Source organism: Microbacterium sp. bgisy189, assembly GCF_965345345.1.
Lineage (GTDB): Bacteria > Actinomycetota > Actinomycetes > Actinomycetales > Microbacteriaceae > Microbacterium.
This window is the reverse complement of sequence record NZ_CBDRMZ010000002.1, coordinates 325501-350765: the sequence shown is the minus strand read 5'-3', so window position 1 is coordinate 350765 and position 25265 is coordinate 325501. Positions and strand designations below refer to the sequence as shown.

26 protein-coding genes are annotated in these 25265 nt (G+C 70.0%); 10 read left to right on the top strand and 16 right to left on the bottom strand.

What is annotated here, in order from left to right:
- Positions 1–40: 40 nt before the first annotated feature.
- Entirely contained in the window at positions 41–1402 is a 1362-nt protein-coding gene (locus ACSF8R_RS04660) for an MFS transporter (RefSeq protein ID WP_434810693.1), read from the top strand.
- Between the two features lie 15 nt (positions 1403–1417).
- On the opposite strand, the gene ACSF8R_RS04655 is transcribed toward ACSF8R_RS04660, so the two are convergent.
- A complete protein-coding gene (locus ACSF8R_RS04655; RefSeq protein ID WP_434810692.1) occupies positions 1418–2077 on the bottom strand; it encodes an SDR family NAD(P)-dependent oxidoreductase in 660 nt (219 codons plus the stop codon).
- Between the two features lies 1 nt (position 2078).
- Positions 2079–3530, bottom strand: coding sequence for a DUF6421 family protein (locus tag ACSF8R_RS04650; protein ID WP_434810691.1), 1452 nt, complete (start codon positions 3528–3530; stop codon positions 2079–2081).
- 92 nt (positions 3531–3622) lie between these two features.
- Between ACSF8R_RS04650 and ACSF8R_RS04645 the strand changes: the two genes are divergently transcribed.
- The 3 genes from ACSF8R_RS04645 (at position 3623) to ACSF8R_RS04635 (ending at position 6046) form a co-directional block, all read left to right on the top strand.
- A complete protein-coding gene (locus ACSF8R_RS04645) occupies positions 3623–4069 on the top strand; it encodes an Lrp/AsnC family transcriptional regulator (protein ID WP_434810690.1) in 447 nt (148 codons plus the stop codon).
- An 85-nt stretch (positions 4070–4154) separates the two neighbouring features.
- On the top strand, positions 4155–5387 hold the full coding sequence (locus ACSF8R_RS04640) for a sensor histidine kinase (protein WP_434810689.1): 1233 nt from the start codon (positions 4155–4157) through the stop codon (positions 5385–5387).
- Positions 5384–6046, top strand: a complete 663-nt coding sequence (locus ACSF8R_RS04635) for a response regulator (protein ID WP_434810688.1) — start codon at positions 5384–5386, stop codon at positions 6044–6046. The genes ACSF8R_RS04640 and ACSF8R_RS04635 overlap by 4 nt, the downstream gene beginning before the upstream one ends.
- Positions 6047–6069: 23 nt before the next feature.
- Here the strand turns inward: ACSF8R_RS04635 and ACSF8R_RS04630 are convergent, their stop codons facing one another.
- The 9 genes from ACSF8R_RS04630 to ACSF8R_RS04590 form a co-directional block, all read right to left on the bottom strand.
- Positions 6070–7023, bottom strand: coding sequence for an NAD(P)/FAD-dependent oxidoreductase (locus ACSF8R_RS04630; protein ID WP_434810687.1), 954 nt, complete (start codon positions 7021–7023; stop codon positions 6070–6072).
- The gene (fdxA, locus tag ACSF8R_RS04625) at positions 7016–7345 is read right to left on the bottom strand and encodes a ferredoxin (RefSeq protein ID WP_434810686.1); all 330 of its coding nucleotides are present in this window, start codon (positions 7343–7345) and stop codon (positions 7016–7018) included. Before fdxA ends, ACSF8R_RS04630 begins: the two co-directional genes overlap by 8 nt.
- Positions 7342–8739 carry an FAD-dependent oxidoreductase gene (locus ACSF8R_RS04620; RefSeq protein WP_434810685.1) on the bottom strand — a complete coding sequence of 466 codons (1398 nt, stop codon included), beginning with the start codon at positions 8737–8739 and terminating at the stop codon, positions 7342–7344. The genes fdxA and ACSF8R_RS04620 overlap by 4 nt, the downstream gene beginning before the upstream one ends.
- Positions 8732–9550 (bottom strand): uroporphyrinogen-III C-methyltransferase, encoded by an 819-nt coding sequence (cobA, locus tag ACSF8R_RS04615; protein ID WP_434810684.1) that lies wholly within the window; start codon positions 9548–9550, stop codon positions 8732–8734. Before cobA ends, ACSF8R_RS04620 begins: the two co-directional genes overlap by 8 nt.
- 45 nt (positions 9551–9595) lie before the next feature.
- Positions 9596–10948, bottom strand: a complete 1353-nt coding sequence (locus ACSF8R_RS04610; protein ID WP_434810683.1) for a sulfate adenylyltransferase subunit 1 — start codon at positions 10946–10948, stop codon at positions 9596–9598.
- Positions 10948–11874, bottom strand: a complete 927-nt coding sequence (cysD, locus tag ACSF8R_RS04605) for a sulfate adenylyltransferase subunit CysD (RefSeq protein ID WP_434810682.1) — start codon at positions 11872–11874, stop codon at positions 10948–10950. Before cysD ends, ACSF8R_RS04610 begins: the two co-directional genes overlap by 1 nt.
- On the bottom strand, positions 11871–12614 hold the full coding sequence (locus ACSF8R_RS04600; RefSeq protein WP_434810681.1) for a phosphoadenylyl-sulfate reductase: 744 nt from the start codon (positions 12612–12614) through the stop codon (positions 11871–11873). The genes cysD and ACSF8R_RS04600 overlap by 4 nt, the downstream gene beginning before the upstream one ends.
- Positions 12611–14326, bottom strand: coding sequence for a nitrite/sulfite reductase (locus ACSF8R_RS04595; protein WP_434810680.1), 1716 nt, complete (start codon positions 14324–14326; stop codon positions 12611–12613). Before ACSF8R_RS04595 ends, ACSF8R_RS04600 begins: the two co-directional genes overlap by 4 nt.
- A 217-nt stretch (positions 14327–14543) precedes the next feature.
- Positions 14544–15239, bottom strand: a complete 696-nt coding sequence (locus tag ACSF8R_RS04590; protein WP_434810679.1) for a sirohydrochlorin chelatase — start codon at positions 15237–15239, stop codon at positions 14544–14546.
- Between the two features lie 132 nt (positions 15240–15371).
- On the opposite strand from ACSF8R_RS04590, the gene ACSF8R_RS04585 reads away from it, so the two are divergent.
- Positions 15372–16133 (top strand): ABC transporter ATP-binding protein, encoded by a 762-nt coding sequence (locus ACSF8R_RS04585; protein ID WP_434810678.1) that lies wholly within the window; start codon positions 15372–15374, stop codon positions 16131–16133.
- Entirely contained in the window at positions 16130–17581 is a 1452-nt protein-coding gene (locus ACSF8R_RS04580; protein WP_434810677.1) for an FtsX-like permease family protein, read from the top strand. Before ACSF8R_RS04585 ends, ACSF8R_RS04580 begins: the two co-directional genes overlap by 4 nt.
- A 23-nt stretch (positions 17582–17604) precedes the next feature.
- On the opposite strand, the gene ACSF8R_RS04575 is transcribed toward ACSF8R_RS04580, so the two are convergent.
- Both ACSF8R_RS04575 and ACSF8R_RS04570 read right to left on the bottom strand, forming a co-directional pair.
- Positions 17605–18093 carry a GNAT family N-acetyltransferase gene (locus ACSF8R_RS04575; RefSeq protein ID WP_434810676.1) on the bottom strand — a complete coding sequence of 163 codons (489 nt, stop codon included), beginning with the start codon at positions 18091–18093 and terminating at the stop codon, positions 17605–17607.
- Complete coding sequence (locus ACSF8R_RS04570) at positions 18090–18587, bottom strand: hypothetical protein (protein ID WP_434810675.1); 498 nt, start codon at positions 18585–18587, stop codon at positions 18090–18092. Before ACSF8R_RS04570 ends, ACSF8R_RS04575 begins: the two co-directional genes overlap by 4 nt.
- Positions 18588–18642: 55 nt before the next feature.
- Between ACSF8R_RS04570 and ACSF8R_RS04565 the strand changes: the two genes are divergently transcribed.
- The gene (locus ACSF8R_RS04565; RefSeq protein WP_434810674.1) at positions 18643–19278 is read left to right on the top strand and encodes a 2-phosphosulfolactate phosphatase; all 636 of its coding nucleotides are present in this window, start codon (positions 18643–18645) and stop codon (positions 19276–19278) included.
- Between the two features lie 106 nt (positions 19279–19384).
- On the opposite strand, the gene ACSF8R_RS04560 is transcribed toward ACSF8R_RS04565, so the two are convergent.
- The 3 genes from ACSF8R_RS04560 to ACSF8R_RS04550 form a co-directional block, all read right to left on the bottom strand.
- Positions 19385–19873, bottom strand: coding sequence for a SprT-like domain-containing protein (locus ACSF8R_RS04560; protein ID WP_434810673.1), 489 nt, complete (start codon positions 19871–19873; stop codon positions 19385–19387).
- Positions 19874–19902: 29 nt separating this feature from the next.
- Complete coding sequence (locus ACSF8R_RS04555) at positions 19903–20430, bottom strand: hypothetical protein (protein ID WP_434810672.1); 528 nt, start codon at positions 20428–20430, stop codon at positions 19903–19905.
- Positions 20431–20518: 88 nt separating this feature from the next.
- On the bottom strand, positions 20519–21382 hold the full coding sequence (locus ACSF8R_RS04550) for a spermidine synthase (protein ID WP_434810671.1): 864 nt from the start codon (positions 21380–21382) through the stop codon (positions 20519–20521).
- Positions 21383–21533: 151 nt separating this feature from the next.
- On the opposite strand from ACSF8R_RS04550, the gene ACSF8R_RS04545 reads away from it, so the two are divergent.
- From ACSF8R_RS04545 to ACSF8R_RS04535, 3 genes are all read left to right on the top strand, one after another.
- Entirely contained in the window at positions 21534–23207 is a 1674-nt protein-coding gene (locus ACSF8R_RS04545) for an ABC transporter substrate-binding protein (RefSeq protein ID WP_434810670.1), read from the top strand.
- An 84-nt stretch (positions 23208–23291) separates the two neighbouring features.
- Positions 23292–24296 (top strand): ABC transporter permease, encoded by a 1005-nt coding sequence (locus ACSF8R_RS04540; protein WP_434810813.1) that lies wholly within the window; start codon positions 23292–23294, stop codon positions 24294–24296.
- Positions 24293–25252: an ABC transporter permease gene (locus ACSF8R_RS04535; RefSeq protein ID WP_434810669.1), complete on the top strand. Its 960-nt coding sequence runs from the start codon at positions 24293–24295 to the stop codon at positions 25250–25252. Before ACSF8R_RS04540 ends, ACSF8R_RS04535 begins: the two co-directional genes overlap by 4 nt.
- Positions 25253–25265 lie beyond the last annotated feature (13 nt).

The window sequence follows — 25265 nt, the reverse complement described above, 5'->3', positions numbered from 1 at the left end:
CGCCTGTTGCGTGTCGGAGGTGCTGAGTACGCTCGCATCCATGCGCACCTTCATGGCCGTGCTCGTCAACACCGCGGTCGCGAACGTCACGACGAGCTTCCTGTGGTTCGCGCTCACGTTCTGGGCGTATCTCGAGACGCAGTCGGTGCTCGCGACCGGCATCATCGGCGGCGCGTACATGCTGTTCCTGGCGGTGTTCGCGATCCCGTTCGGCACGTTCGTCGACCGTCACCGCAAGCATCGCGTCATGGTCGTCTCGAGCTTCATCACCCTCGCCGCCTTCGCCGTGGCGGGGTCGCTGTTCCTCCTGTTCCCCGAGTCGACGATGATCGATCTCGGGCAGCCGTGGTTCTGGATCTTCTCGGCGATCATCCTGTTCGGCGCCGTCATCGAGAACATGCGCAACATCGCGCTGTCGACGACCGTGACGCTGCTGGTGCCGGTCGAGCGCCACGCGAACGCGAACGGCTTGGTCGGCACCGTGCAGGGGCTCGCGTTCATCGTGACGAGCGTGTTCTCGGGGTTCGCGATCGGCCTCGTCGGCATGGGGTGGACGGTCGTGATCGCGCTCGTGTTCACGACCGCGGCGCTCGTGCACCTGCTGACCCTCACCGTGCCCGAGGACGAGCCCGAGCGCGTCGACGGCCAGGCGCCGAAGGTCGACATCCGGGGCAGCATCGCGACGATCCTGCTCGTTCCCGGGCTGTTCGCGCTGCTCATCTTCTCGACGTTCAACAACCTCATCGGCGGCGTCTACATGGCGCTCATGGACCCGTACGGGCTCACCCTGTTCGACGTGAAGATCTGGGGCATCGTGCTGGCCGTGACGGCGACGGGCTTCCTCATCGGCGGTGGGGTGATCGCCGCGAAGGGCCTCGGTCGAAACCCCGTGCGCACACTGCTGTGGTGCGTCATCGCGATGGGCCTGCTGGGTGCCGTGTTCACGATCCGGGAATGGTGGTGGCTGTACCTCGTCGGCATCTGGGCGTACATGTGCCTGATCCCAGCCGTCGAAGCGGCCGAGCAGACCGTCATCCAGAAGGTCGTGCCGTTCCGCAGGCAGGGGCGGGTCTTCGGGTTCGCGCAGGCGTTTGAGTCGGCGGCGGCGCCGATCACCGCGTTCCTGATCGCGCCGCTGGCCCAGTTCTGGATCATCCCCTACATGGATTCCAGCGAGGGCGAGCAGACGTGGGGCTGGCTGCTGGGCGAAGGTGAGGCGCGCGGCATGGCGCTCGTGTTCCTGTTCGCGGGGCTCATCATGGTCGTCGCCGCGATCCTCGCGTTCGCGACCCGCTCGTACCGCAAGCTGTCGCAGTCGTTCGCCGGTCAGCTCGAGTCGGTCAAGCCCGACGAGACCGCAGCCCCGACGCCGGCGGCAACGGCCGGCAACGACCAGACCTGATCCGAGGTTCGGCGATCAGGCGAGCGGGATGACGGTGTCGTTCACGTCGGCGGCATCGACGTCCCAGAGGCCGACGAACGCATCGGCGAGCGCCTGCTCGAGGCCGTCGAGCGCGGTGACACGGAACGTCACGGCGGCCGTGCGCAGCGGCTCGTCGGCATCCCGGGCTGCTTTCGCGAAGCCGTGCGCGACGGCGCGCGTCCACGCCTCCGACGCGGCCTTCACGGCTGCATAGTTCGCGCCACCGGCGAGCGGCCGCTGCACGGCGGTCGAAGACACGATCGCGAAGCGCCCGGCATCCGATGCGCGCAGGTCGGCGTCGAAGGCACGCGACACGTGCCGCAGCGCCGTGAACCCGTGCTCGAGGAACCGATAGTCCGCATCGGTCTGGCCCGCCAGCCCGCCGCCTCCGCGCCACCCCCCGACGAGGTGCAGCACTCCGTCGACACGCACCCCGTCGCCCCGCAACCGCCCCGCCAACGCTGCAACGGCATCCTCATCGCTCAGGTCGCATACCTCGCCGCGCGCGCCCACCGACAGCGCTGCGAGCTTCGCGGCGTCGCGTCCGACGGCGATGACGCCGGCGCCGGCGGCGGTGAGGGTGTGGGTGGCGGCAGCGCCGGCTGCGCTCGTCGCGCCGGCGATGAGCACGGTGCGGCCCGCGACGCCCGGCATGTCAGTCGTCCGTGCCGCGGATGCCGGCGGTCGACGCGATCACGTCGCGCATCTTCTTCTCGAGCGCCTCGAAGAACATCGACAGCGGGAACTCGTCATCCAACACCGCGTCGGTGTAGCCCTTGGGTGGACCGGCCAGCACCTCCGTCGGCAGGCCCCTCGCCCAAACCGACGCCGGGTGCGGGGTGACGACGCCGCGCACCAACTCGTACGCGGCGAGCCAGTGTGCCACCTTCGGGCGGTCGATCGACTCCCAGTACAGACGGTCGATCGCGTCGCTGAGCCCGATGACCGCTGCCGGCACGTCGTGCCAGTCGAAGGCCAGCGACGTGTCGGTCCAGTGCAGCACGCCCCGCTGGTGCAGCCACGCGAACAGCAGCTGTCCGCCCAGTCCGTCATAGTTGCGCACCCGCGTGCCGGTGATCGCGAAGCGGAAGATGCGGTCGAAGATGACGGCGTACTGCACGAGCCCGGCGTGCTCGAGCATCTCGGTCTCCGCCGATGTCAGCTCGTCGCCTGCCTCGACGCGCGCCTGCAGACGGGACTGGATGTTCACGCACTCGCGGAACGCGGTGAGGTCGCAGCGCAGCTCTTCGAGCGAGTACAGGAAGAACGGCATCCGCTGCTTGATCATGAACGGGTCGAACGGCAGGTCGCCGCGCATGTGCGTGCGGTCGTGGATGATGTCCCACATCACGAAGGTCTGCTCGGTGAGCGCCTGGTCATCGAGCATGCGAGCCGCCGCGGCGGGCAGTTCGAGCTTGGTGATGTCGGATGCCGCGCCCACGACGCGGCGGTAGCGTGCCGCCTCGCGGTCTTGGAAGATCGCGCCCCACGCGAACACGGGGATCTCGCGCATCGCGACCGTCTCGGGAAACAGCACGGCGCTGTTGGTGTCGTACCCCGGTGTGAAGTCGAGCAGGCGCAGCGAGACGAATAGCCGGTTGGTGTACTCGGTCTCGAGTTGGGCGATGAACTCGGGCCAGATCACCTCGACGAGCAGCGCCTCGACGAACCGGTTCTGCGAACCGTTCTGCGTGTACATCGGGAACACGACGAGGTGACGAAGTCCGTCGATGCGGTGCTGCTGCGGCTGGAAGGCGACGAGTGAGTCGAGGAAGTCGGGCACGCCGAAGCCGCCGGACATCCACCGGTCGAAGTCGCGCACCGACGCGGCGAGGTAGTCGGCATCGTGCGGAAAGTTCGGTGCGAGGGTCTTGATCGACGAGGTGATGGTGCGCACGAGTTCGCTCGCACGGGGATGGTCGGCTGCCTCCGGCACCGATCCATCCTTCGCCTGCAGGGTCTGCATCGCGGTCGCCGCGTCTTTGAGCGCGATCCAGGCGGACGAGCTCACGACATCCTCGACAACCTGTGTTGTCTTGGCGAGGCCGTCTTCGACGACCTCGGGCTCTCCGACGATGGCCGTGGCGGGGTGTGCGGTCAGGGACATGGGAACCTCCGATCGTGAGGATCGGCCGCCGAAGCGACGCGTGACAGGAAACATTCCGGTGTAGCCGGACATCTACCGGTATTCTTTCACGTATGGAGGATGCTGTCGACCAGGCCATCGTCGAGGTGATCGCTCGCGATGCCCGCGCAACCCTGTCCGACATCTCGGGCGAGGTCGGACTGTCGGTCTCGGCCGTGCAGACACGCCTGCGGCGACTGGAGAGCACGGGTGTGATCGCCGGCTACCGCGCCGTGCTCGATCCCGAGGCGATCGGCCGGCCGCTGTCGGCGTTCATCGAGATCACACCGCTCGACCCCGCCCAGCCCGACAACGCGCCCGAACTGCTCGAACACCTCGAAGCGATCGAGGCGTGCCACTCCATCGCGGGCGATGCCGCCTACATGCTGTTCGTCCGGGTCGCGTCGCCAGGGGCCCTCGAAGGACTCATCCGCGACATCCGGGCCGCGGCATCCGTCAGCACTCGCACGACCGTTGTGCTGCAGACCTTCTACGAGCACCGTCCCGTCCGCCCGCTCTGACGCCGCGGCGGCATGCGACGAGGGGCTGACGCCGATACATCCCCGGGGGGATGCCGTGGCCGCCGCGCTCGCGTAGCGTCGTAGCGTGTTCCGCAGCATCCCGGTCTATCAGCGCGTCGTCGACGCGGTGGTGGCTGGGCTGTTCCTGCTGTTCACGCTTGCGGCGCTCGGGATGCCGGTGTGGATCGCCGGCTCGACCCCCTCGAGCTATTTGCCGTCGATCCTCGCGATGATCGTCGGGGTCGGCGTCACGGTGGCCCTCGCCGGCGCACTCGCGCTGCGGCGATGGGCGCCCGGGCTGGCGCTCGCGATCGCGTGGGGTGCTTCGATCGTCCAGATGATCGCCGGGCTGCCGCCGCTCCCGGCGAACATCGCCACCTTCGGCATCCTTTACACGGCCGCCGCCTACGGCACACAGTTCGCGTTCTGGGCGGGGTTCGGGTCGGCGATCGTCGGCGCCGTGACGATCGCGGTGTACCTCGTCGTGCCGTCGATGATCACGACGATGGGGCTGAGCCCCTCGCACGACCTCACACCCGAGGTGATCGGCGGCATCTCGATCTTCGCGGCAGCCGTGTTCGCGCTCGTGCTGTCGTGGACGGTCGGGGCGCTCGTGCGCACCGGAGTCAGGGCGCGCGAGAACCGTGAGGCGCAGCAGCGCGCCGAGGCGCAGACGTCAGCCGAGCAGGAGCGCACCCGCATCGCCCGCGATATGCACGACGTCGTCGCCCACTCTCTCGCGGTGGTCATCGCCCAGGCCGATGGTGCGCGGTACGCGGCCGACCCGGCGAGTTCGAATCAGGCCCTGCAGCAGATCTCGTCGACCGCACGTTCCGCCCTCTCCGACGTGCGGCTGCTGCTCACGCAGCTTCGCCACAGTCAGACCGACGGTCCGCAGCCGACCCTCGCAGATCTCGAGCAGCTGTACGCGCAGGTGCGCGGTGCGGGCGTCGATCTGCGTGTCGACATCGACCCGGCACCGCACGGCGAACCGCCCGCGGCGGTGCAGCTCGCGGTCTACCGCATCCTGCAGGAGGCGCTCACCAATGCCCTCCGGCACGGCGGCGCCCCGGTCGAGGTGGCCCTGGCGTGGCATGCTGACCGGGTGGAACTCACCGTCACCAATCCCCTCGTCGATTCGCGCCGAAGTGCTGCGACGTCGCCATCCGAAGCGCAGCACGGCGCGAACGAATCGCGCGGGCACGGCCTGATCGGTATGCGCGAGCGTGCGCAGCTTGTGGGCGGCACGTGCGGCGCGGGTGTCGCGGGTGACGTGTTCCTCGTGCGGGCGACACTGCCGATCGGTGAAGCGGCGTGACCGACGAAGCGATCCGCGTCGTCCTCGTCGACGATCAGGCCCTGTTCCGCGCCGGTATCCGCATGGTCATCGACTCGCAGCCCGACCTGACGGTCGTGGGCGAGGCCGGTGATGGCGCCGAGGCGCTGACGCTGGTGCGGTCCGTGCGGCCCGACGTCGTGCTGATGGACATTCGGATGCCGGTGATGGACGGTCTCACGGCGACGTCAGAACTACTCGCCGACACCTCCTTCGGCGCGTCCCCGCCCCGCATCGTCATGCTCACCACGTTCGATCTCGACGAGGCTGCGGCCCGCGCGATCCGGCAGGGAGCCAGCGGGTTCCTCCTCAAGGACGCTGATCCGGAGTTCCTGCTCGCCGCCATCCGCACGGTGCATGCCGGGTCCGCGGTCATCGCGGCGTCGGCGACACGCGAACTGTTCGCGCAGTTTCCGGCGGCGCCCGTCGCCGCGGTGCCCGACACATTCGGCGAGCTCACCGAACGCGAACGGGAGATCTTCGCGCTCGCCGCGCGGGGGCTCAGCAACGGCGAGATCGCGGCGCGCGAGTTCTTGTCGGAGGCGACGGTGAAGACGCACATCAGCCGCATCCTCGCCAAGCTCGCGCTGCGTGACCGCGTGCAGCTCGTCGTCTTCGCCTTCGAGCACGGGCTGGCCTGAGCGCGCCGGTCCGACCGCCCCGGTCAGTGCGAGGTGCGGACGCCCACGAGGTCGTGCACGAGGACGGCGGCGGCGCGGGCGCCTTGGCCGGCGGCGACAATGAGTTGCTGCGGTCCGGGAGCCGCGGCGTCACCGGCGGCGTACAGTCCCGGCACCGACGTGCGGCCCGATCCGTCGACGATGAGGTGCCCGTCGAGGTCGCGGTCGGGGTCCACACCGTCGAAGAAGTCGGCCGCGGCGTGCCACACCGGCCGCACGAAGCCGCCGGCGACGGGGATCACCGATCCGTCGGCGAGTCGCACACCTGACACGGCGCCCTTCTCGCCCTCGAGGTCGTCGATCGCGCGACGCTCGACGGCGATGCCGGATGCCGCCAACTCCGCCTCGGCGACGGCATCCACCACGTCGGTGCCGTTCGTGAAGACGGTGAGGTCGTTCGTCCAGCGTGCGAGCAGGCGAGCCCGGTCCGGCAGATCGGGGGTCTCGCCGATGAGCGCGAGCGGCTTGTCCTGCAGTTCCCACGCGTCGCACGCGGCGCAGCTGAACATCGACATGCCGTAGAACGATCGGATGCTGGGGATCGCCGGCAACGTCTCGCCGAGCCCCGTCGCGACCAGCACCGTCTCCGCGGCCAGCACGGGCGGCTCGCCGGGCGTGCGGGTCGTGACGGCGACTTCGAAGCGGCCGTCGGGGCCGAGGGCGGGGCGCACGGCGCCGACGCGTGCCCGGTCGAGGATGCGCACGTTCGGGTACTGCTGCAGTTCGGCGCGCGCGAGCTTGCGCAGTTCGATCGGCGAGATGCCGTCGCGCGTCAAGAAGCCGTGCGAGCGGAGCGTCGCCGCGTTGCGGGGCCTGCCGGCATCCACCACGACGACCGAGGCGCGGGCCCGACCGAGGTTGAGCGCCGCCGAGAGCCCGGCCGGGCCGCCGCCGATGATGACGACGTCGACGGATGCCGGACAGTGCCCGTCAGTCATGTCCGTCGCCCTGGGGCGGGAGGGCGGCGATGATCGGGTGGTCCTTCTTGATGACGCCGACCTTCGCGGCACCGCCGGGCGAGCCGATGTCATCGAAGAAGTCGACGTTGGCGGTGTAGTAGTCCTGCCACTCGTCGGGGAGGTCGTCTTCGTAGTAGATCGCCTCGACGGGGCACACCGGCTCGCACGCACCGCAGTCGACGCACTCGTCGGGGTGGATGTAGAGCGAACGCTCACCCTCGTAGATGCAATCGACGGGACACTCGTCGATGCACGCACGGTCCTTCACATCGACACAGGGCAGCGCGATGACGTAGGTCATGACTCGATCAGCGCTCCGGAGCGTGAGATGGCGACCTGCTCGTCGCGCGGCACGACCTTGACGCGCTCGCGGGTGTGCTCGTGGGTCTGACCGAGCTCGCGCTCGTGCGCGTCGAGGGCGAGCCAGCCCTCCCACGTCGTGAAGGCCACGTCGCGTTCGGCGAGCAGGTCGAGCACGTCACCGGTGACGGTGGGGGCGGCCAGGCGCCCGGCGGTCGCGTCGGCGACCAGGTGCGCGATGGTCTCCATGGCGTCGGACTTGGTGTGGCCGATGAGACCGACCGGGCCGCGCTTGATCCACCCGGTGGCGTACAGCCCCTGGATCGCCGTGCCGCCGTCTTCGGGGGTCGCCGCCGACGACGTGTCGGTGACGCGGCCTTCGACGTTCGGCACGACGCCGCGCACCTCGTCGAAAGGCGCCCCGACGACCGGCGTGCCGAAGTAGCCGACGGCGCGATAGACCTGCTGCACAGCGATCTCGCGGAACTCGCCCGTGCCGACGACGCTGCCGTCGCCGGTCGGCGTGGTGCGCTCGAAGCGTACGCCTTCGACGCGGTCGGTGCCGAGCACCTCGACGGGCGCGTGGTAGAAGTGCAGGTGCAGGCGGCGGCTCGCACCGGTCGAGGGGCGGTCGCGCCACGAGTTCAGCACGCGCAGCATGACCTTCAGCTGGTTGTTGGATGCCTGTGCCGGGTCGGCGTGGGTGAAGTCCTCGTCGTGCACGATGATGTCGACGTTCGGCACCTCACCGAGTTCGCGCAGCTCGATGGGGGTGAACTTGATGTCGGCGGGGCCGCGGCGGCCGAAGACGTGGACGTCGGTGACGGCCGAGGTCTCCAGGCCCGCCAGCACATTGTCGGGCACCTCGGTCGAGCGCAGGTCGACGGCGTGCTTGGCGAGCACACGCGCGACGTCGAGGGCGACGTTGCCGTTGCCGATGACGGCGACCTCTGCGGCATCCAGCGGCCACGTCGTGGGCACGTCGGGGTGACCGTCGTACCAGGCGACGAAGTCCGCCGCGCCATACGAGGAGGGCAGGTCGATGCCGGGGATGTCGAGATTCGCGTCGCGGATCGCGCCGGTCGCGAGGATGACGGCGTCGTAGCGTTCCTGCAGCTCGTCGAGGGCGATGTCGCGGCCGACCTCGACATTGCCGATGAAACGGGTGGTGCCGGCATCCAGCATCTCGTGCAGCGAGTTCACGATGCCCTTGATGCGCGGGTGGTCGGGCGCGACGCCGTACCGGATGAGGCCGTATGGGGCGGGCAGCGACTCGAACAGGTCGATCGCGACGGTGCCGCCCGCGTCGTTCACCGCGCCGGTGAGGATGTTGCCGGCGTAGATGCCGGCGGGGCCGGAGCCGATGATCGCGACGCGGAGGTTCAGGTCAGTCACGGTGGTGGCCTTTCGGGCTGGTGGTCTCCGCTGCGAGTCGTACGGAGAGGGCTTCGGATGCCGCGAGCGCGTCCAGCGCGATCTCGGCGGGGGCATAGGGGCTGAGACGCACGACATCACCGACGACCACGACGGCGGGGGAGCGGATGCCGCGCTCTGCTGCCTGCGCAGCGATGGAGGCGAGCGATCCGACGGTGACGCGCTGGCGCGTCCCGTACCCATCCTCCACAACCGCGACGGGACAGTCCAGGCCCCGGGCGCCTTGGGCGAGTATGCGGGCGGAGTGCGCGAGGGTGCCCACGCCCATCAGCAGCACGACGGTGTGGTCGCGGCCGCCGCCGATCTCGGCGATCTGATCGTGACCGGTGACGATCGTGAAGGCGGTCGCGACGCCGCGGTGCGTGAGCGGGATCCCGGCGACGGCTGGCACCGAGAGGGCACTGGTGACGCCGGCCACGAGTCGCACCTCGACCCCGGCTGCCTGGCAGAACGCAAGTTCTTCTCCGCCACGGCCGAACACGTACGGGTCGCCGCCCTTCAAGCGCACGACGGTCTTGCCGTCGCGTGCGAGCTGCACGAGCAGCGCGTTGATGGCATCCTGCGGCACCGCGTGGTGGCCCGGGAGCTTGCCGACGTCGATCACCTCGGCCGTGATCGTCTCGCCCTCTGCGGCCAGGCCGTCGAGCACGGCGCGGGCGCCGAGCCGATCGGCGACGATGACGTCGGCGGCGCGCAGGGCGCGCAGCCCTGCGACCGTGAGCAGGCCGGGGTCTCCCGGTCCTGCCCCGACGAGCCAGACGGTCCCGGTCATCGCGCGCCTTCCGTTGTCGATGGTGTGAAGAGGGGGGCGTCCGCGTCAGTCGCGGACGATGCCGGCGGCCAGCGTGGCGCCGTCGGACGGGTGGATCACGAGGAACGAGCCGCCGTGACGGTTGTCGCGGTACGACTCGACCGGCAGATCGGCTGCCAGCCGCAGGCGTGCGCGACCGATGTCGTTGGTCTCCAATGCTGTCGCCTCGACGTGTTCGAGCGCATCGAGGTCGTAACGCGACGAGATCTCGGCGACGAGGGCCTGCACGGTGGCGGTGCCGTGCTTGACGAGCACTCGGCTGCCGGTCGTGAGCGTGCGCGCATCGAGCTGGAAGAGCTCCGCATCGATCTCGCGACGGGCGACCGGCGCGGTGCCTGCGGCCGCCACGAGCGCGCCGCGTGCGGCATCCACATCGTCGGCCAGTTCGAGCGAGATCGACTGCGGCGCGGTCGCGGACTCGACCACGGCTCCGGCCGACCGGATGCCGGTGACGGTCGATTCGATGCCCGCCGGCAGCACCGTGACGCGATCGCCGACGCGCACCGAGCCGGAGGCGATGCGACCGGCGAGTGCGCGGTAGTCGCGCAGCTGCTCCGCCGCGACGGCATCGGCCGCGATGTCGGGGGCGAGACCGCCCTGTGGGCGCAGCACGAGCTGCACGGGCAGGCGGAGCGGTTCGGTGGTGCGGTCGAGATCGTCGGCGGCAGGCAGCGTCTCAAGCAGCTCGAGCAGTGCCGGGCCGTCGTACCAGGGTGTGTGCTCGGACGGGCCCACGATGTTGTCGCCTTCGAGCGCCGAGACCGGCAGCACGTGCAGGTCGGTGATCTCCAGGCCCGCCGCAACCCGACGCGCGTCGGCGGCGACCTGCTCGAACGTCTCCTGCGAGTAGCCGGTCAGGTCGATCTTGTTGACCGCGATGATGACGTGCGGTGCGCGCAGCAGGGCGACGACGGCGAGGTGGCGCACCGTCTGCTCGACGATGCCCTTGCGGGCGTCGACGAGCACGACGACCGCGTCGGCGGTGGTCGCGCCGGTCACCATGTTGCGGGTGTACTGCACGTGCCCGGGGCAGTCGGCGAGGATGAACGAACGCGCGCCGGTTGTGAAGTATCGGTACGCGACGTCGATCGTGATGCCCTGCTCGCGCTCGGCCCGCAGCCCGTCGGTGAGCAGCGCGAAGTCGAACGCGCCGTGCGCGAACCCGCGTTCGACCGACGTGCGCTGCACCTGCTCGAGCTGGTCGGCGAGGATCGCCTTCGAGTCGTGCAGCAGCCGCCCGACGAGCGTCGACTTGCCGTCGTCGACCGAGCCGGCCGTCGCGAAGCGGAACAGCGTGGAGTGCTGCTCGGCGGGCGCCGCGGCATCGGCGGGTGCTGTGAGGTCGGTGGCGGTGGTCATCAGAAGTACCCGTCCTTCTTGCGGTCTTCCATCGCCGCCTCGCTGAGGCGGTCGTCGGCGCGCGTGGCGCCGCGTTCGGTCAGGGTCGACACGGCGACCTCGGCGACGATGTCCGACACGGATGCCGCGGGTGAGTCCACCGCGCCGGTGCAGCTCATGTCGCCGACCGTGCGATAGCGCACCGTGCGCGTGACGACCTGTTCGTCCTCGCGGGGCGGTGAGAACGGGCCGACGGGGCGCCACATGCCGTCGCGTTCGTAGACCTCGCGTTCGTGCGCGAAGTACAGCGGCGGCAGGGCGATGTTCTCGCGCTCGATGTAGCGCCAAATGTCGAGCTCGGTCCAGTTCGAGATCGGGAACGCCCGCACGTGCTGACCGGGCGTGTGGCGGCCGTTGTACAGGCTCCACAGCTCGGGGCGCTGGTTGCGCGGGTCCCACTGCCCGAACTCGTCGCGCAGCGAGATGATGCGCTCCTTGGCGCGCGCCTTGTCCTCGTCACGGCGCGCGCCGCCGAAGACCGCATCGTGGCGGCCGGCGGCGATCGCATCGAGCAGCGGCACGGTCTGCAGTGGGTTGCGCGTGCCGTCGGTGCGCTCGTGCAGGCGGCCGTCGTCGATGTAGTCCTGCACGCTGGCCACTTCGAGGCGGATGCCGAGGCGCGCGACGGTCTCGTCGCGGAACGCGATGACCTCGGGAAAGTTGTGCCCGGTGTCGACGTGCAGCACCGGGAAGGGCACCTTGCCGGGTGCGAACGCCTTCGTCGCCAGATGCAGCACGACGACAGAGTCTTTGCCGCCCGAGAACAGCAGGACGGGTCGCTCGAACTCCGCGACGACCTCGCGGATGATGTGGATGGCTTCGGCCTCGAGCAGGTCGAGTGTGTCGAGCGTGGCGCTCGTGGCGCGTGTATCGAGAACAGTTGTCATGCGTGCAACCCGCATTCCGTCTTCGAGGATCCGGCCCAGCGGCCCGATCGGGGGTCTTCGCCGGGGGCGACCGGCCTGGTGCACGGCTCGCAGCCGATGGAGGGGTAACCGAAGTCGAGCAGCAGGTTGACAGGCGCCTTGTGCTCGGCGGCGTAGCCCATCAGCTGATCGAAGCTCCACGCCGCGACCGGATTCACCTTCACGAGCCCGTTGCGCTCGTCGTAGGTCACCAGCGGGGTGTTGATGCGGGTGGGTGCCTCTTCGCGGCGCACGCCCGTGAACCAGACTTCATAGCCACCGAGGGCGTCGTGCAGCGGTTCGACCTTGCGGCGTGCGCAGCACAGGCCCGGATCGCGCTCGAACAGCTTCTCGCCGAACTCGGCGTCCTGCTCGGCGACGGTCTGCTCGGGAGTGATGTCGACGACGCGTACGTCGAGCACACGCTGCACCTCGTCGCGCGTGATGCGCGTCTCGGCGAAGTGGTACCCGGTCTCGAGGAACAGCACGTCCACCCCGGGCAGCTGCTCGGCCACGAGGTGGGGAAGGGCGGCATCCGCCATGGAGCAGGCGACGGCAGCCGCTTCGACGGCGAAGTTCTCTGCCACCCAGCGCACGACCTCGGCAGCTGAGGCTTCGTGGTCGGTCAGGCTGCCGAGGGCGATGTTGGCCTCGTCGGCGAGGGCGCGCAGCTCGTCAGGACTGCGGCGGGTGGTGGCGCGGGGAGCGAGCGAAACGGTCATTGCAGCGCCTCCTCGTCGGCACGGTGTGCCCACTGTGCGAACGTCTCGTCGGCGGCGCGGTCGTCGAGGAACCGCTTGACGACGCGATCCACGTAGTCGGCGATGCCGTCGGCGGCGACCTTCAGCCCGCGCACCGTGCGACCCAGGCCAGGATCGTCGCGGTCCTGCGAGGCGAGCCCGCCACCGAGGTGCACCTGGTAGCCGGGCACCTGTTCACCGTCGATCGTGACGAGCTGCCCCTTCAAACCGATGTCTGCGGTCTGGATGCGGGCACACGAGTTCGGGCAGCCGTTCACGTGCAGGGCGATCGGATGCGGCAGGTCGTACCCGGCGAGGCGCTCCTCGAGTTCGAGCACCGCGGCGGTCGCGTACGCCTTCGTCTCGACGATCGCGAGCTTGCAGAACTCGATGCCGGTGCACGCGATCGTGCCGCGGCGGATGAGGCTGGGCCGAGCCTGCAGGCCGAGCTCGTCGAGGCCCGCGACGAGGGACTCGACCTGGTCTTCGGGCACGTCGAGCACGACGAGCTTCTGGTGCGGGGTGAGGCGCAGGCGCGACGAGCCGTGCGCCTCGATGAGGTCGGCGAGCTTGGCGAGCGTGGGGCCCGAAACGCGGCCGACGATGGGGGTCGCGCCGATGTAGAAGCGGCCGTCCTTCTGGCGGTGCACGCCGACGTGGTCGCCCGCCGTGAGCGGTGCGGGGGCGGCCGGGCCGTCGGGCAGCTCATAGCCGAGGTACTCGTCCTGCAGCACCTGCCGGAACTTCTCCGCGCCCCACTCGGCCAGCAGGAACTTCAGCCGCGCGCGGTTGCGCAGGCGTCGGAACCCGTAGTCGCGGAAGATCTGCGCGACGCCGTGCCAGGCATCCGCCACCTGGTCGGGGCGCACGAATACGCCGAGGCGCTCGGCGAGGCGGGGTGCGACCGACAGGCCGCCGCCGACCCACAGGTCGTAGCCGATGCCGAGTTCGGGGTGGTCGACGGCGACGAAGGCGACGTCGTTGATCTCGTGCACGACGTCCTGGCTGGGGTGGCCCGTCAGGGCCGACTTGAACTTGCGGGGCAGGTTCGCGAGCGACTCGTCGCCGATGAACCGGCTCGTGATCTCGTCGATCTGCGGGGTCGGGTCGATGAGCTCATCGGCCGCGATGCCGGCGACGGGGGAGCCGAGCACGACGCGGGGCACGTCGCCGCATGCCTCGGTGGTCTGCAGGCCGACGGCCTCGAGGCGACGCCAGATCTCGGGCACGTCCTCGACACGGATCCAGTGCAGCTGGATGTTCTGCCGGTCGGTGAGATCGGCGGTGTCACGCCCGAACTCGGTCGAGATGCCGGCGATGACGCGCAACTGCTCGGTGCTCAGCTGCCCGCCGTCGATACGCACGCGCAGCATGAAGTACTCGTCTTCGAGCTCGTGCGGTTCGAGGGTTGCGGTGCGGCCGCCGTCGATGCCGGGCTTGCGCTGCGTGTACAGCCCCCACCAGCGGAACCGGCCGTGCAGGTCGGTCGGGTCGATCGAGGCGAAGCCGCCCTCGGCGTAGATGTTCTCGATGCGCTCGCGCACCGACAGGCCGCCGTCCTGCTGCTTCCACTCCTCGTTCGCGTTGAGCGGCGCCGTGCCGTCGATCTTCCACTGCCCGTTGGGCTTGGAAGATGCTCGCGGCGGGCGCGCGGCAACGCGCGCTGGGCGCGTCTCGGCATTGCTCAAAGTCACGGAGGCCTCCGTTCGGTCCTCCGCGATGTTATGTGTCTCATTCAGAAATGTCATATTTGCGGTTACCGACTGTGACGCGCGAAGTTGCCCTTCACGCGTCCGCGCCTGCGCAACATTCAGTCTCTGCGGATACCGCACTGATCCCAGCTCGCAGAATCACGGGGGTCTGCTCCGAGGGTGCGGCCGACGAGACTGAATGTTGAACGGCGACGGGCCGTCACCGGGTGCGAACGGCGGCGCGGTAACGGTCGATGACGATGTCGACCAGCGCAGCGGGCACGGGAATGCCGGCGTCCGGGTCGCCCAGCAGCGGGGCGCTCGCCGCGAGCGGGGTCGCGCGAGCGGCGGCGCGGTCGGCGAAGAAGCCGGGCGCGAGCAGGTAGGTCGCCACGACGGTGCCGGGGGATGCCGTGGCCACGGAATCTTCGAGCTTCGGCGTCGCGGCGCTCAGGAACGCGACCGACACCGGCAGACCCAGTCGGGTGGAGAGGTGCTCGCCGACGGTGCGGCAGTCGGCGTTGGCCCGCTCGTCGCTCGAACCGGCGGCGACGAGGATGACGCCCGCGGCCGCAAGATCCGCCCTTTCGCGCAGACGGGCTGCGAGCACATCGGCCAGGCGTTCGTCGGGGCCGAGCGCGCCCGCGACCACCGCATCCGCGCGGTCCGCGGTCGCCTCGGCCAGATCGACGTGCACGTGATACCCCGCCGACAGCAGCAGCGGCACCACCACGACCGGCCCGTCGATCGCCGCCAGTGCCGTCGGCACATCGGGCTGCTCGACGTCGACATGCGCCGCGCGCACCATCACGTCGGGCAGTCGCTCGGCGACCGCCTTGACGAGCGACGCGACAGCCCGCTGCCCGGCGGCATCGGCGGTGCCGTGTGAGACGGCGAGCAGTGCGGGTGCGGACATACCACCCATTGTGCCGTCGCTCGGCGCCCGCCCGGTCATGCCGCAGGTGGCACGGCACATCATCCGCTCGATGTAGCGCAAGCCATCCGCAGGCCGACGCGGGCGACACGCCCCGATTCGTAGCGTCGAGGCATGGAAATCACTTCTACCGAGCTGGGCCTCGCCGCGCGCGTCCAGCAGCTGACCAAGACCTACGGCGCCGGCGAAGGCGCAGTGCGTGCACTCGACGGCGTGACCGTCGGCATCCGCCGAGGCGAGTTCACCGCCATCATGGGCCCGTCGGGCTCGGGCAAGTCCACGCTCATGCACATCATGGCCGGACTCGACGCGCCGACCGCGGGCCGCGTGTGGATCGGGGATGCCGAGATCACCGGCATCACCGACACCGAGCTCACGATTCTGCGCCGCCGCCGCGTCGGCTTCGTGTTTCAGGCGTTCAACCTCGTCCCGACCCTCGACGCGATCGGCAACATCATGCTGCCGTTCGATCTCGACGGGCGCCGCCCGACGGCGATGGAGCGCTCGCGCATCGACGGACTCGTCGAATCGCTCGGGCTGACGGGCAGGCTTCGTCACCGCCCGCACCAACTGTCGGGCGGCCAGCAGCAGCGCGTCGCGATCGCGCGGGCGCTCGCGACCGGCCCCGATCTCGTCTTCGCCGACGAGCCCACCGGCAACCTCGACAGCCGCACGAGTCGTGAAGTGTTGGCGCTGTTGGCCACCGCGAGCCGCGAGCACGGGCAGTCGATCGCGATGGTGACGCATGACCCGGTTGCCGCCTCGTATGCCGACCGTGTCGTCTTTCTCGGCGACGGCCGCATCGTCGCCGACAAGCCGAAGCAGACCGCCGAGCAGGTCTCGGAACACATGCTGGCATCCGAGGTGGCGGCATGACCGCCGTCGCCGCGGCGCCGGTGACGCCGCGCCGCAGCCTCGACCTCGCCTGGCTGCGCGAACGCGGCATGGGTGCCACGGTGCTCGTCTCGGCGATCTCGGCCGCGTTCGGTGTGCTGCTGGTCAGTGTCACCGGCTTCCTCGGTGCGATGCTGCTGGCAGACCCCTACTTCGGCGGCAGCGGTACGGTCGCCGTCGTCGTCGGCATCCTCAGCGTGCTGCTGGTGGGCGTCGCGGTCTACGTCGCGAGCATCGTCACCGCCAACACGTTCTCGACGATCGTCGCCGGCCGTACCCGGCGCATCGCCCTCATGCGGCTGATCGGGGCGTCGGCACGGTCGCAGCGCGGTGAGATCGCGCGGCAGGGGCTCGTGGTCGGTGTGATCGGCGCGTTCGTCGGGCTTGTCGCCGGCGTGCTCGCCGCGTGGATGCTGCTGCTGTGGGCGCCCGCGGCCCTCGACGTCACCGTCGAGTATTCGGTGCTGCAGCCCGCGATCGCGCTGCCGGCGGTCATCGTCGCGCTCACCACGTGGGCCGCAGCCTGGGCCGGGTCTCGGCGCGTGCTGACGGTCACGCCGCTCGAAGCGCTCACGGGCGCGGCCGACCGGTCGATGCGCGACGTCGCGCAGGCGCGCGGGCGCCACGTCGGCGTGATCGTGCTGTTCGTGATCGGCGTCGTGCTGCTCGCCCTCGGTGTGCTCGCCGGCCTGGTCAGCCCGCTCGGCGTGATCATCGCGTTCTTCGGCGGGTTGAGCTCGTTCACGGGCCTCGCGCTGGGGGCGCCGCTGATCATGCCGCCGATCCTGCGACTGACGGGCCGCGTGTTCGGAGGGTCGGCGACCGCGAAACTCGCCGCCGAGAATGCTCTGCGGTACCCGGAGCGCTCCAGCCGGATGGCGATCGGCGTCGTCATGGGGGTGACGCTCGTGACGATGTTCGCGGTCGCGAACGAGTCGGTGAAGCTGCTCATGACGGCATCCGCGGGCGGTGAGTTGGCGCCTGAGGTGGGGCGAGTGCTCGACACGTTCGCGGCCGTCATGATGGGGCTCGTCGCCGTCTCCGCCGTCATCGCGGGTGTGGGGCTGGTGAACCTCCTCACAATCGGCATCGTGCAGCGGCGCCGCGAACTCGGTCTGCTGCGCTCGCTGGGGCTCACGTCGGGGCAGATCCGCCGCATGGTGCTGCTCGAGGCCACGCACGTCACGGTCACGGCTTTGCTGTTCGGGTTGCTGCTCGGCATCGCCTACGGCTGGATCGCCGCGCAGTCCCTGCTCGGTTCGGTGCGGATACCGCCGGCGTGGTCGTCACCGACGTTCGTCGCCCCCGGCATCCCGTGGATCCCGGTCGCCATCGTCATCGCGGCGACGGCGATCCTGACCCTCGTCGCCGCCGTCGTGCCCACCCGACTCGCGACCCGCGTCGCGCCCGTCGAGGCACTCACCGAGTGAGGGGCCCTGACCCAGGCGAAGGCTCAGCCGCGCACGAGCCGCACCTCGCGGATCGCTTCACCCCAGGCGTCGTCGTCCTTCACGGCGCCGTCCGGGGTGAAGCCGTGCTTGGCGTAGAAGGCCTGTGCGCGCGGGTTGTCGGCGAGCACCCAGAGGGATGCCGGACCCTCGCCGATCGCGGCGCGCAGCAGGGCTTCACCAGCACCGGTGCCGTGGTGCGATGCGAGCACATTGATCGCGTAGAGCTGGGTCATCGCGGCCGGCGGATCGTCGAGGGATGCGCCGGCCGAAGCGAAGCCGACGATCACGCCGTCGGCTTCGGCGACCCACAGGACGCCGCGCCGTTCGGTTAGCACGCGATCCCACAGTGCCCGGCGGCTCTCGACGGTCATGCCGTCGAGGATCGACTGCGGCATCCGCCCGGTGTACGCCTCGTGCCACACGGCGACGTGCACCTCGGCGATGCGTGGCGCATCGCCGGGGACGGCTTCGCGCACGGTCGCGGCGCTCACGCGGCGTCTTCGGGGTCGTGCGCCCAGGTGGGTGCGAGCGCACGCAGGCGCGCACCGCGCCACTGCCACGTCGTCCAGAGCACGGGCCACAGCGGCAGCGCGGCGGGGCCACCGATCACGAGCCGGTCGCGCCACAGCGTGCGCGACGGGTCGCCGGGCGCTGGTGAGACCGCCATCTGGTGGTCCCAGACGTCGAGCGCCGCGAGCGGGCCGGTGAGCGGGATGCCGCTGTCACGCATGATCCGCACGTTGCCGTGGCGGTCTTCGGTGTACCGGTCGGTCGCGTGGATGAGCTGGTCGCCGAGGGGGATGCCAGCCATACGCAGCCGCACGGGCACGTCGGCACCGTGGTCGATCGTGGGCGGCAGCGCACCCATCATCGGCTCGAGCTGCACGAGCGGACCGTACAGTTCTGCGATGGCCCGCGGCGAGTGCAGCGCGCGCCATGCGGCGTGCGGGTCGCAGTCCAGAACCAGCTTCAACAGGATGCGCATGTCCACCAGTCTGCCGGGCGCGACGCGTGCCCCCAAGCGCGCTTAGGCTGAGCGGATGCCGCTCTTCGACCAGTCCCGCTATCAGGTGCGCTTCGACTGGGGTCGTGAAGGGCTCGAGCGCCTTGCGCCGGCAGAGGTCGTGATCGTCGTCGACGTCTTGCGCTTCTCGTCGACGGTCGCAGCGCGTGTCGCGGCGGGCGAGCCGGTCGCGCTGGATGCCGACGCCCACGCCGTCTCGATCAACGGCGCCGCGCTCGCCGAGGCGGCATCCGCTCAGGCGACCGTGTTGCTCGGCGGGCTCTGCAACCCGGCGGCGGTCGCGCGGGCGGTGCTGACGGAGCAGCAGCGACGCGGGGCGCGCACGAGCATCACGGTGCTCGCGGCGGGTGAGCTCGCCGGGCGCGACCCCGATGCGGCATTGCGCTTCGCCGTCGAAGACCTGCTCGGGGCCGGCGCGGTCATCGACGCACTCGGCGCGCTCGGCATCGACCACACCTCGCCCGAGGCCGCTGCGGCATGCGAGGCGTTCCGAGGACTTCGCGGCGCCGCGCGACACCTGCTGACCGCGAGCGGGTCGGGCCAGGAACTGGTCGAGCGCGATCGTCGCGACGACGTGCTCGCCGCAGCCGCGGTCGACTCGATCGCGGTCGCCCCGGTGCTGCGCGGCGGGATGTTCGTCGCGTACGGCTGAGGCGTTTCGTCTCGCTCCGCTCGCTCAACGACCGGGTCCCGCGCAATCCCGGTCGTTGAGCGAGGGAGCGCAGCGACCGAGACGAAACGTCAACGGCCAGGCCGCGTCAGCGCGGGGTCATGGCGGCGCGGCGCACGGCGGCGCTGATCTCGCGCCGCTCCCACGTGAACAGGAATCTCGCGTCGAACGCCGCCGAGCAGCGCGCGCACGAGGTCTGTCGGGTGGCGCGCCGGTGCCGGTATGCCACGTGCCCGGCGGGACACGTCCCCACCCACGGGGCGAGCTCGGTCGCGGTCTCACCGTGATGCGTCGTGCCGCCGGTGTACCCGAGATCGCGTGCGATCCGCTTCCAGTGCGCGCCGTGCCCGGCATCCGACCCGGCGATGGCATGCGCGATCTCGTGCAGGATCGTCTGCCGGTTCGTCTCGTCGTCGTAGCGCGCCGACAGATAGCGGGAGAGCGTGATGCGCTTTCGCGTGTAGTCGCACGCCCCGGCGCGACGCTTCGCGTTGTCGAACGCGAACGTCCACGACGGGTCGAGATGCGACGCCATGAGTGCCTCCGCGGCGAAGCGGACGGCGTGCAGATCGGTCATACGGCGAAGCTAGAACAAACGTCCGACACTCAGCTGGCGACCGACGCCGATGATCGGCGACGATCGACCGCGTCGATCGCGAGCAGCAGTGATTCCAGCTGCTCCTCGGGCGCCCCCGCCTCCTGGCGCAGGAACAGGGCGCGCTTGAAGTCGGCGCGGGCCGCAGCGATGCTGCCGGCGTCGTAGTGCACCTTGCCGCGGTGCTGGTGGGCGAACGCCGACAGCGCCGTCCAGTCCTGGCCATCGGCCTCTTCCGTGCAGCGGTTGAGTTCGTGGATCGCGGCCGGGTAGGCGCCGCGGTACTGCAGCACGGTCGCGTGCAGCACGCGGGCGCGCAGCAGATCCTTGCGGGTGCCGGCCATGCGGGCGTGGCGGACGACCTGCTCGGAGAGCACGAGGGCGTCATCGAGGCGGTCGAGCACCTTCAACAACCACACGCGCTCGAGCATGGCGGGAAGACTCCGCTGGTCGCCGATCTCGTCGAGGCGCTCCTTGCAGGCGCCGGCGTCGACGAGTTCGCGCAGCGTTTCGGGGTCGTATCCCTTGATGAAGCTCACGTTGCTGTCCTCCGTCCGCGCGCGATGCGCAACCAGTGTCACCCGCGTCCCCGGGATCGCGCCGAGGGCACGCCGCGTGGCTCGGCTTTCACCGCTCGAACATCGACGCCTTCGGTGCGGGCGAGTCGGTGGCGTCACCGTCGGTCGCGGGCCTGGCGCCTCGCGCGAACGCCGTGACCTCGTCGCCCTGCGCGACCTTCGCCGGGTGCGGGCCGGCCGCCATCAGTCGCGGCAGCCATGCCGTCGGCAGCGGGGCTGCGGATGCCGCGATCACCAGGTTGCCGAATCGACGGCCCTTCAGGGTCTGCACCTCGGCGAGCACGATGACCTCGGGCAGCACTTCTCGCACCGTCGCGACCTGACGCCGCGCGAAGGCGAGCCCCGCGCCGTCGGCCACGTTCACCAGCAGAACGCCGTCCGGCGCGAGCAGCCCCGCCAGGACCCGGTAGTACTCGACGGTGGTCAGGTGCGCGGGGGTCTGCGCGCCGGCGAACACGTCGGAGACGATGAGGTCCGCCGCGCCGTGGAGCCCTGCGGGCAGCCGCGACGCGACGTCTCTGGCATCCCCGATCCGCACCCGGATCTGCGCGCCCCGCGGCAGCGGCAGCTGCGCGCGCACGAGGTCGACGATCGGCTGCTCGAGTTCGACGACCTGCTGCCGTGAGCCGGGACGGGTGTGCGCGATGTATCGGGGGAGGGTGAGCGCGCCGCCGCCGAGGTGGATCGCCGTGATCGCCTCGCCCGCCATCCCGACCTGGTCGACGACCGCAGCCATTCGCCCGACGTATTCGAAGTGCAGGTGCGTCGGGTCGTCGAGGTCGACATGCGACTGCGGGGTGCCGTCGACGTCGAGCTCCCACCCGCCGGCGAACCGGCTCGGCACGACACGCGCGATCGAGCCGTCCGACAATCGTGCCGCCGGCCCCGGTTCGTCCACGTGCGCCCGCGCCATGCCTCAACCGTAGCCGCGGCAGCCGAAACACGATCGAGACCTCCCGGTCATGGTTTATGAGCGTTCACCCAGGTACGGTCGGAGGATCCCCGGAGGGCGCGCCATCCCTGCGCCCGGAACGCCGGGCTCTCACAACGGAAGGTGCACAGCAATGCTCCCCACAACGAGAAAGCGCGTGCTGGCAGGCATCGCGGCGGTGGTCCTCGGCGGACTCACCCTCAGCGCCTGCGCCAGCCAGCGCGGTGGCGATGACGAGACGACGGCGCCGAGCGACGTCGACGGCACGTTCGTCTTCGCCGCATCGAGCGACCCGGCCAGCCTCGACCCCGCCTTCGCGCAGGACGGCGAGACGTTCCGCGTCTCCCGGCAGATCTTCGAGGGCCTCGTCGGCACCGTGCCCGGCACGGCCGACCCGGCACCGCTGCTGGCCGAGGAATGGACGTCGTCCGACGACGCGCTCTCCCACACCTTCACGCTGAAGGAGGGCGTCACCTTCCACGACGGCACCCCGTTCAACGCCGAAGCGGTCTGCGCCAACTTCGAGCGTTGGTACAACTGGGAGGGCCTGGCCGCCAGCGAGGCGCTCGGCTACTACTACTACAAGCTGTTCCGCGGCTACGCCTCCAGCCCCGAAGCCGCCGTCTACAAGTCGTGCACGCCCGACGGCGACTACTCGGTGACGATCGACCTGAACCAGCCGTTCGCCGGCTTCATCCCGGCCCTGTCGCTGCCGGCGTTCGCCATGCAGAGCCCGACCGCGATGACCGAGTTCAACGCGGACGAGGTCGGCGGCACCGCCGAGGCCCCCGTGCTGTCGGAGTACGCGACCGGAAACCCGTCGGGCACCGGCCCCTACAAGTTCGAGGACTGGGCACCGGGCGAGCAGCTCACCCTGACCGCCAACGAGGAGTACTGGGGCGACACCGGCCAGATCGACGAGATCATCTTCCGCGTCATCGGTGACCCGACCGCGCGTCGTCAGGCGCTCGAGTCCGGTGCGATCGACGGCTACGACCTGGTCGGGCCCGCCGACACCGCCGTGCTCGAGGAGGACGGCTTCACGATGGTGTCGCGTCCGCCGTTCACGATCCTGTACCTCGCCTTCAACCAGGCGATCGAAGAGCTGCAGGACCCGAAGGTGCGCCAGGCGCTCTCACACGCGATCGACAAGGACGCGCTCATCTCGCAGGTGCTCCCGGAGGGCACCCAGAAGGCGACGCAGTTCATGCCCGACTCGGTCAACGGCTGGAACCCCGACGTCACCACGTACGAGTACGACCCCGAGATGGCCAAGACCCTCCTCGCCGAGGCCGGCTACGACGAGTCGAACCCGCTCACGCTGACCTTCAACTACCCGGTCGACGTGTCGCGTCCGTACATGCCGGACCCAGAGCAGATCTTCACCGTGCTCTCGGCCCAGCTGAACGAGGTCGGTGTCGTCACCAACCCCGAGACGGATGCCTGGAACCCCGACTACCTCGAGCAGATCACCGCGACCGCCGACCACGGCATCCACCTGCTGGGTTGGACGGGTGACTACAACGACACCGACAACTTCGTGGGTGTGTTCTTCGGACAGCAGTCCTCGGAGTGGGGCTTCAACGACCCCGAGCTGTTCGCAGCACTGTCGGAGGCGCGCGGCATCGCCGACCTCGACGAGCAGACCGCGAAGTACATGGAGATCAACGAGATGGTCGCCCAGCTCATCCCGGGCGTCCCGCTGGCCCACCCCGCTCCGACCCTGGCGTTCTCGCCTCGCGTCGACAGCTACCCGGCCAGCCCGGTCAACGACGAGGTGTTCAGCGAGATCGTCCTGAACGAGTAACACCGGCACCCGCCGTCCACACGGTGCGGGGTGGGGCTCGTCCCCACCCCGCACCGCTCACCCGTCGACACCGGAGAACCCGTTTTGCTGCGAACCATCGGCAAGAGGCTTCTGCTTCTGATCCCGACGCTCCTGGGCCTGAGCATCCTGCTGTTCCTGTGGGTGCGCGCCCTGCCGGGCGGCCCCGCCGTCGCCCTGCTGGGCGAGAAGGCCACCCCCGAAGCCATCGCTCGTGTCAACGAGCTGTACGGTTTCAACCGACCCCTCATCGAGCAGTACTTCACCTGGATGGGCCGATTGCTCTCGGGCGACTTCGGCAACAGCATCCAGACCGGCCGGCCCGTGCTCGAAGAGTTCTTGCGCCGCTTCCCCGCGACGATCGAGCTGAGCCTCGCGGCCCTCATCTTCGCCGTCGGCGTCGGCGTGCCGCTCGGCTACTGGGCCGCGCGCCGCCACGGCAAATTCACCGACCACGCCTCGGTCGTCCTCAGCCTCATCGGCATCACGATCCCGGTGTTCTTCCTGGCGTTCATCCTCAAGTACATCTTCGCCGTCGAGCTCGGCTGGCTGCCGTCCGACGGCAGGCAGGATGCCAGGATCGACGCCACCCACTACACGAACTTCTACGTACTCGACGGCCTCATCACGGGAGAGTTCGACGCCGCGTGGGACGCCGTGCTCCACCTGCTGCTGCCGGCGCTGGCGCTCGGCACGATTCCGCTCGCGATCATCGTGCGCATCACCCGGGCCTCGGTGCTCGAGGTGCAGAACGCCGACTATGTGCGCACCGGCAAGGCGAAGGGCATTTCGCGCGGCACGCTGCGCAGCCGCTTCATCCTGCGCAATGCCATGCTGCCGGTCGTCACGACGATCGGCCTGCAGACGGGGCTCCTGCTGTCGGGTGCGATCCTCACCGAGACGGTGTTCGCCTTCCCCGGCATCGGCTCGTTCCTGGCCCGCGCGATCTTCTCGCGTGACTTCCCCGTGTTGCAGGGTTTCATCATCTTCATCGCGATCACGTACGCGCTGATCAACCTGATCGTCGACGTGTCGTACAGCATCATCGACCCGAGAGTGAGGGTCTCATGAGTTCCGGCATCCTTCCTCCCGCCCCCGGCGGCGGGCCCGCGGGCGACGCAGCGGTCGCCGACCACGAGGTGCTCGACGTCCAGGTCAAGGGCGGTTTCTGGCGTGACGTGTTCCGCCGCCTCCGCCGCAACCCGACGGCATGGATCGGTGCGGCCATCGTGCTGCTGTTCCTGCTGGTGGCGCTGCTGGCACCCGTCCTCGCGCCCTACAGCGAGATGGAACTCCCCGGTCGTAGCTTCATCACCCCGACGCACATTCCCGGGCCGGGCGAACTGGCGCAGTTCCCGCTGGGGCTGGACCGCTTCGGCGGCGACGTGCTCTCGAAGCTCATCTGGGGCGCGCAGGCCTCGCTGCAGATCGGCGTCATCTCGACGGCCCTGGGTCTGCTCGGCGGCATGCTCATCGGTCTGCTCGCCGGCATGTTCGGCGGCTGGGTCGACAGTGTGCTGATGCGCCTCGTCGACATCCTGCTGTCGGTGCCGAACCTGCTGCTGGCGGTGTCGATCGCCGCGATCCTCGGTCAGTCGCAGTGGGCGGTCATGATCGCGATCGGTGCGTCGCAGGTGCCGATCTTCGCGCGCCTGCTGCGCGCCTCGATGTTGCAGCAGCGCTCGGCCGACTACGTGCTGTCGGCGCAGACGCTGGGTCTCGGGCGCGGCACGATCACGATGAGCCATGTGCTGCCGAACTCGATCGGCCCCGTCATCGTGCAGGGAACGCTGTCGCTCGCGACCGCGGTCATCGACGCCGCCGCACTGTCGTTCCTGGGCCTCGGCGGCGGACGCCCCGAGACGGCCGAGTGGGGCCGCATGCTCACCTACGCGCAGGCAGAACTGTCGATCGCACCGTGGCTGGCGTTCCTGCCCGGCATCGCGATCGCCGTGACCGCCCTCGGCTTCACGCTGCTCGGCGAGGCGCTGCGCGAGGCGATGGACCCCCGCACCCGCGCCCGCTGAGACACCCCGCGCG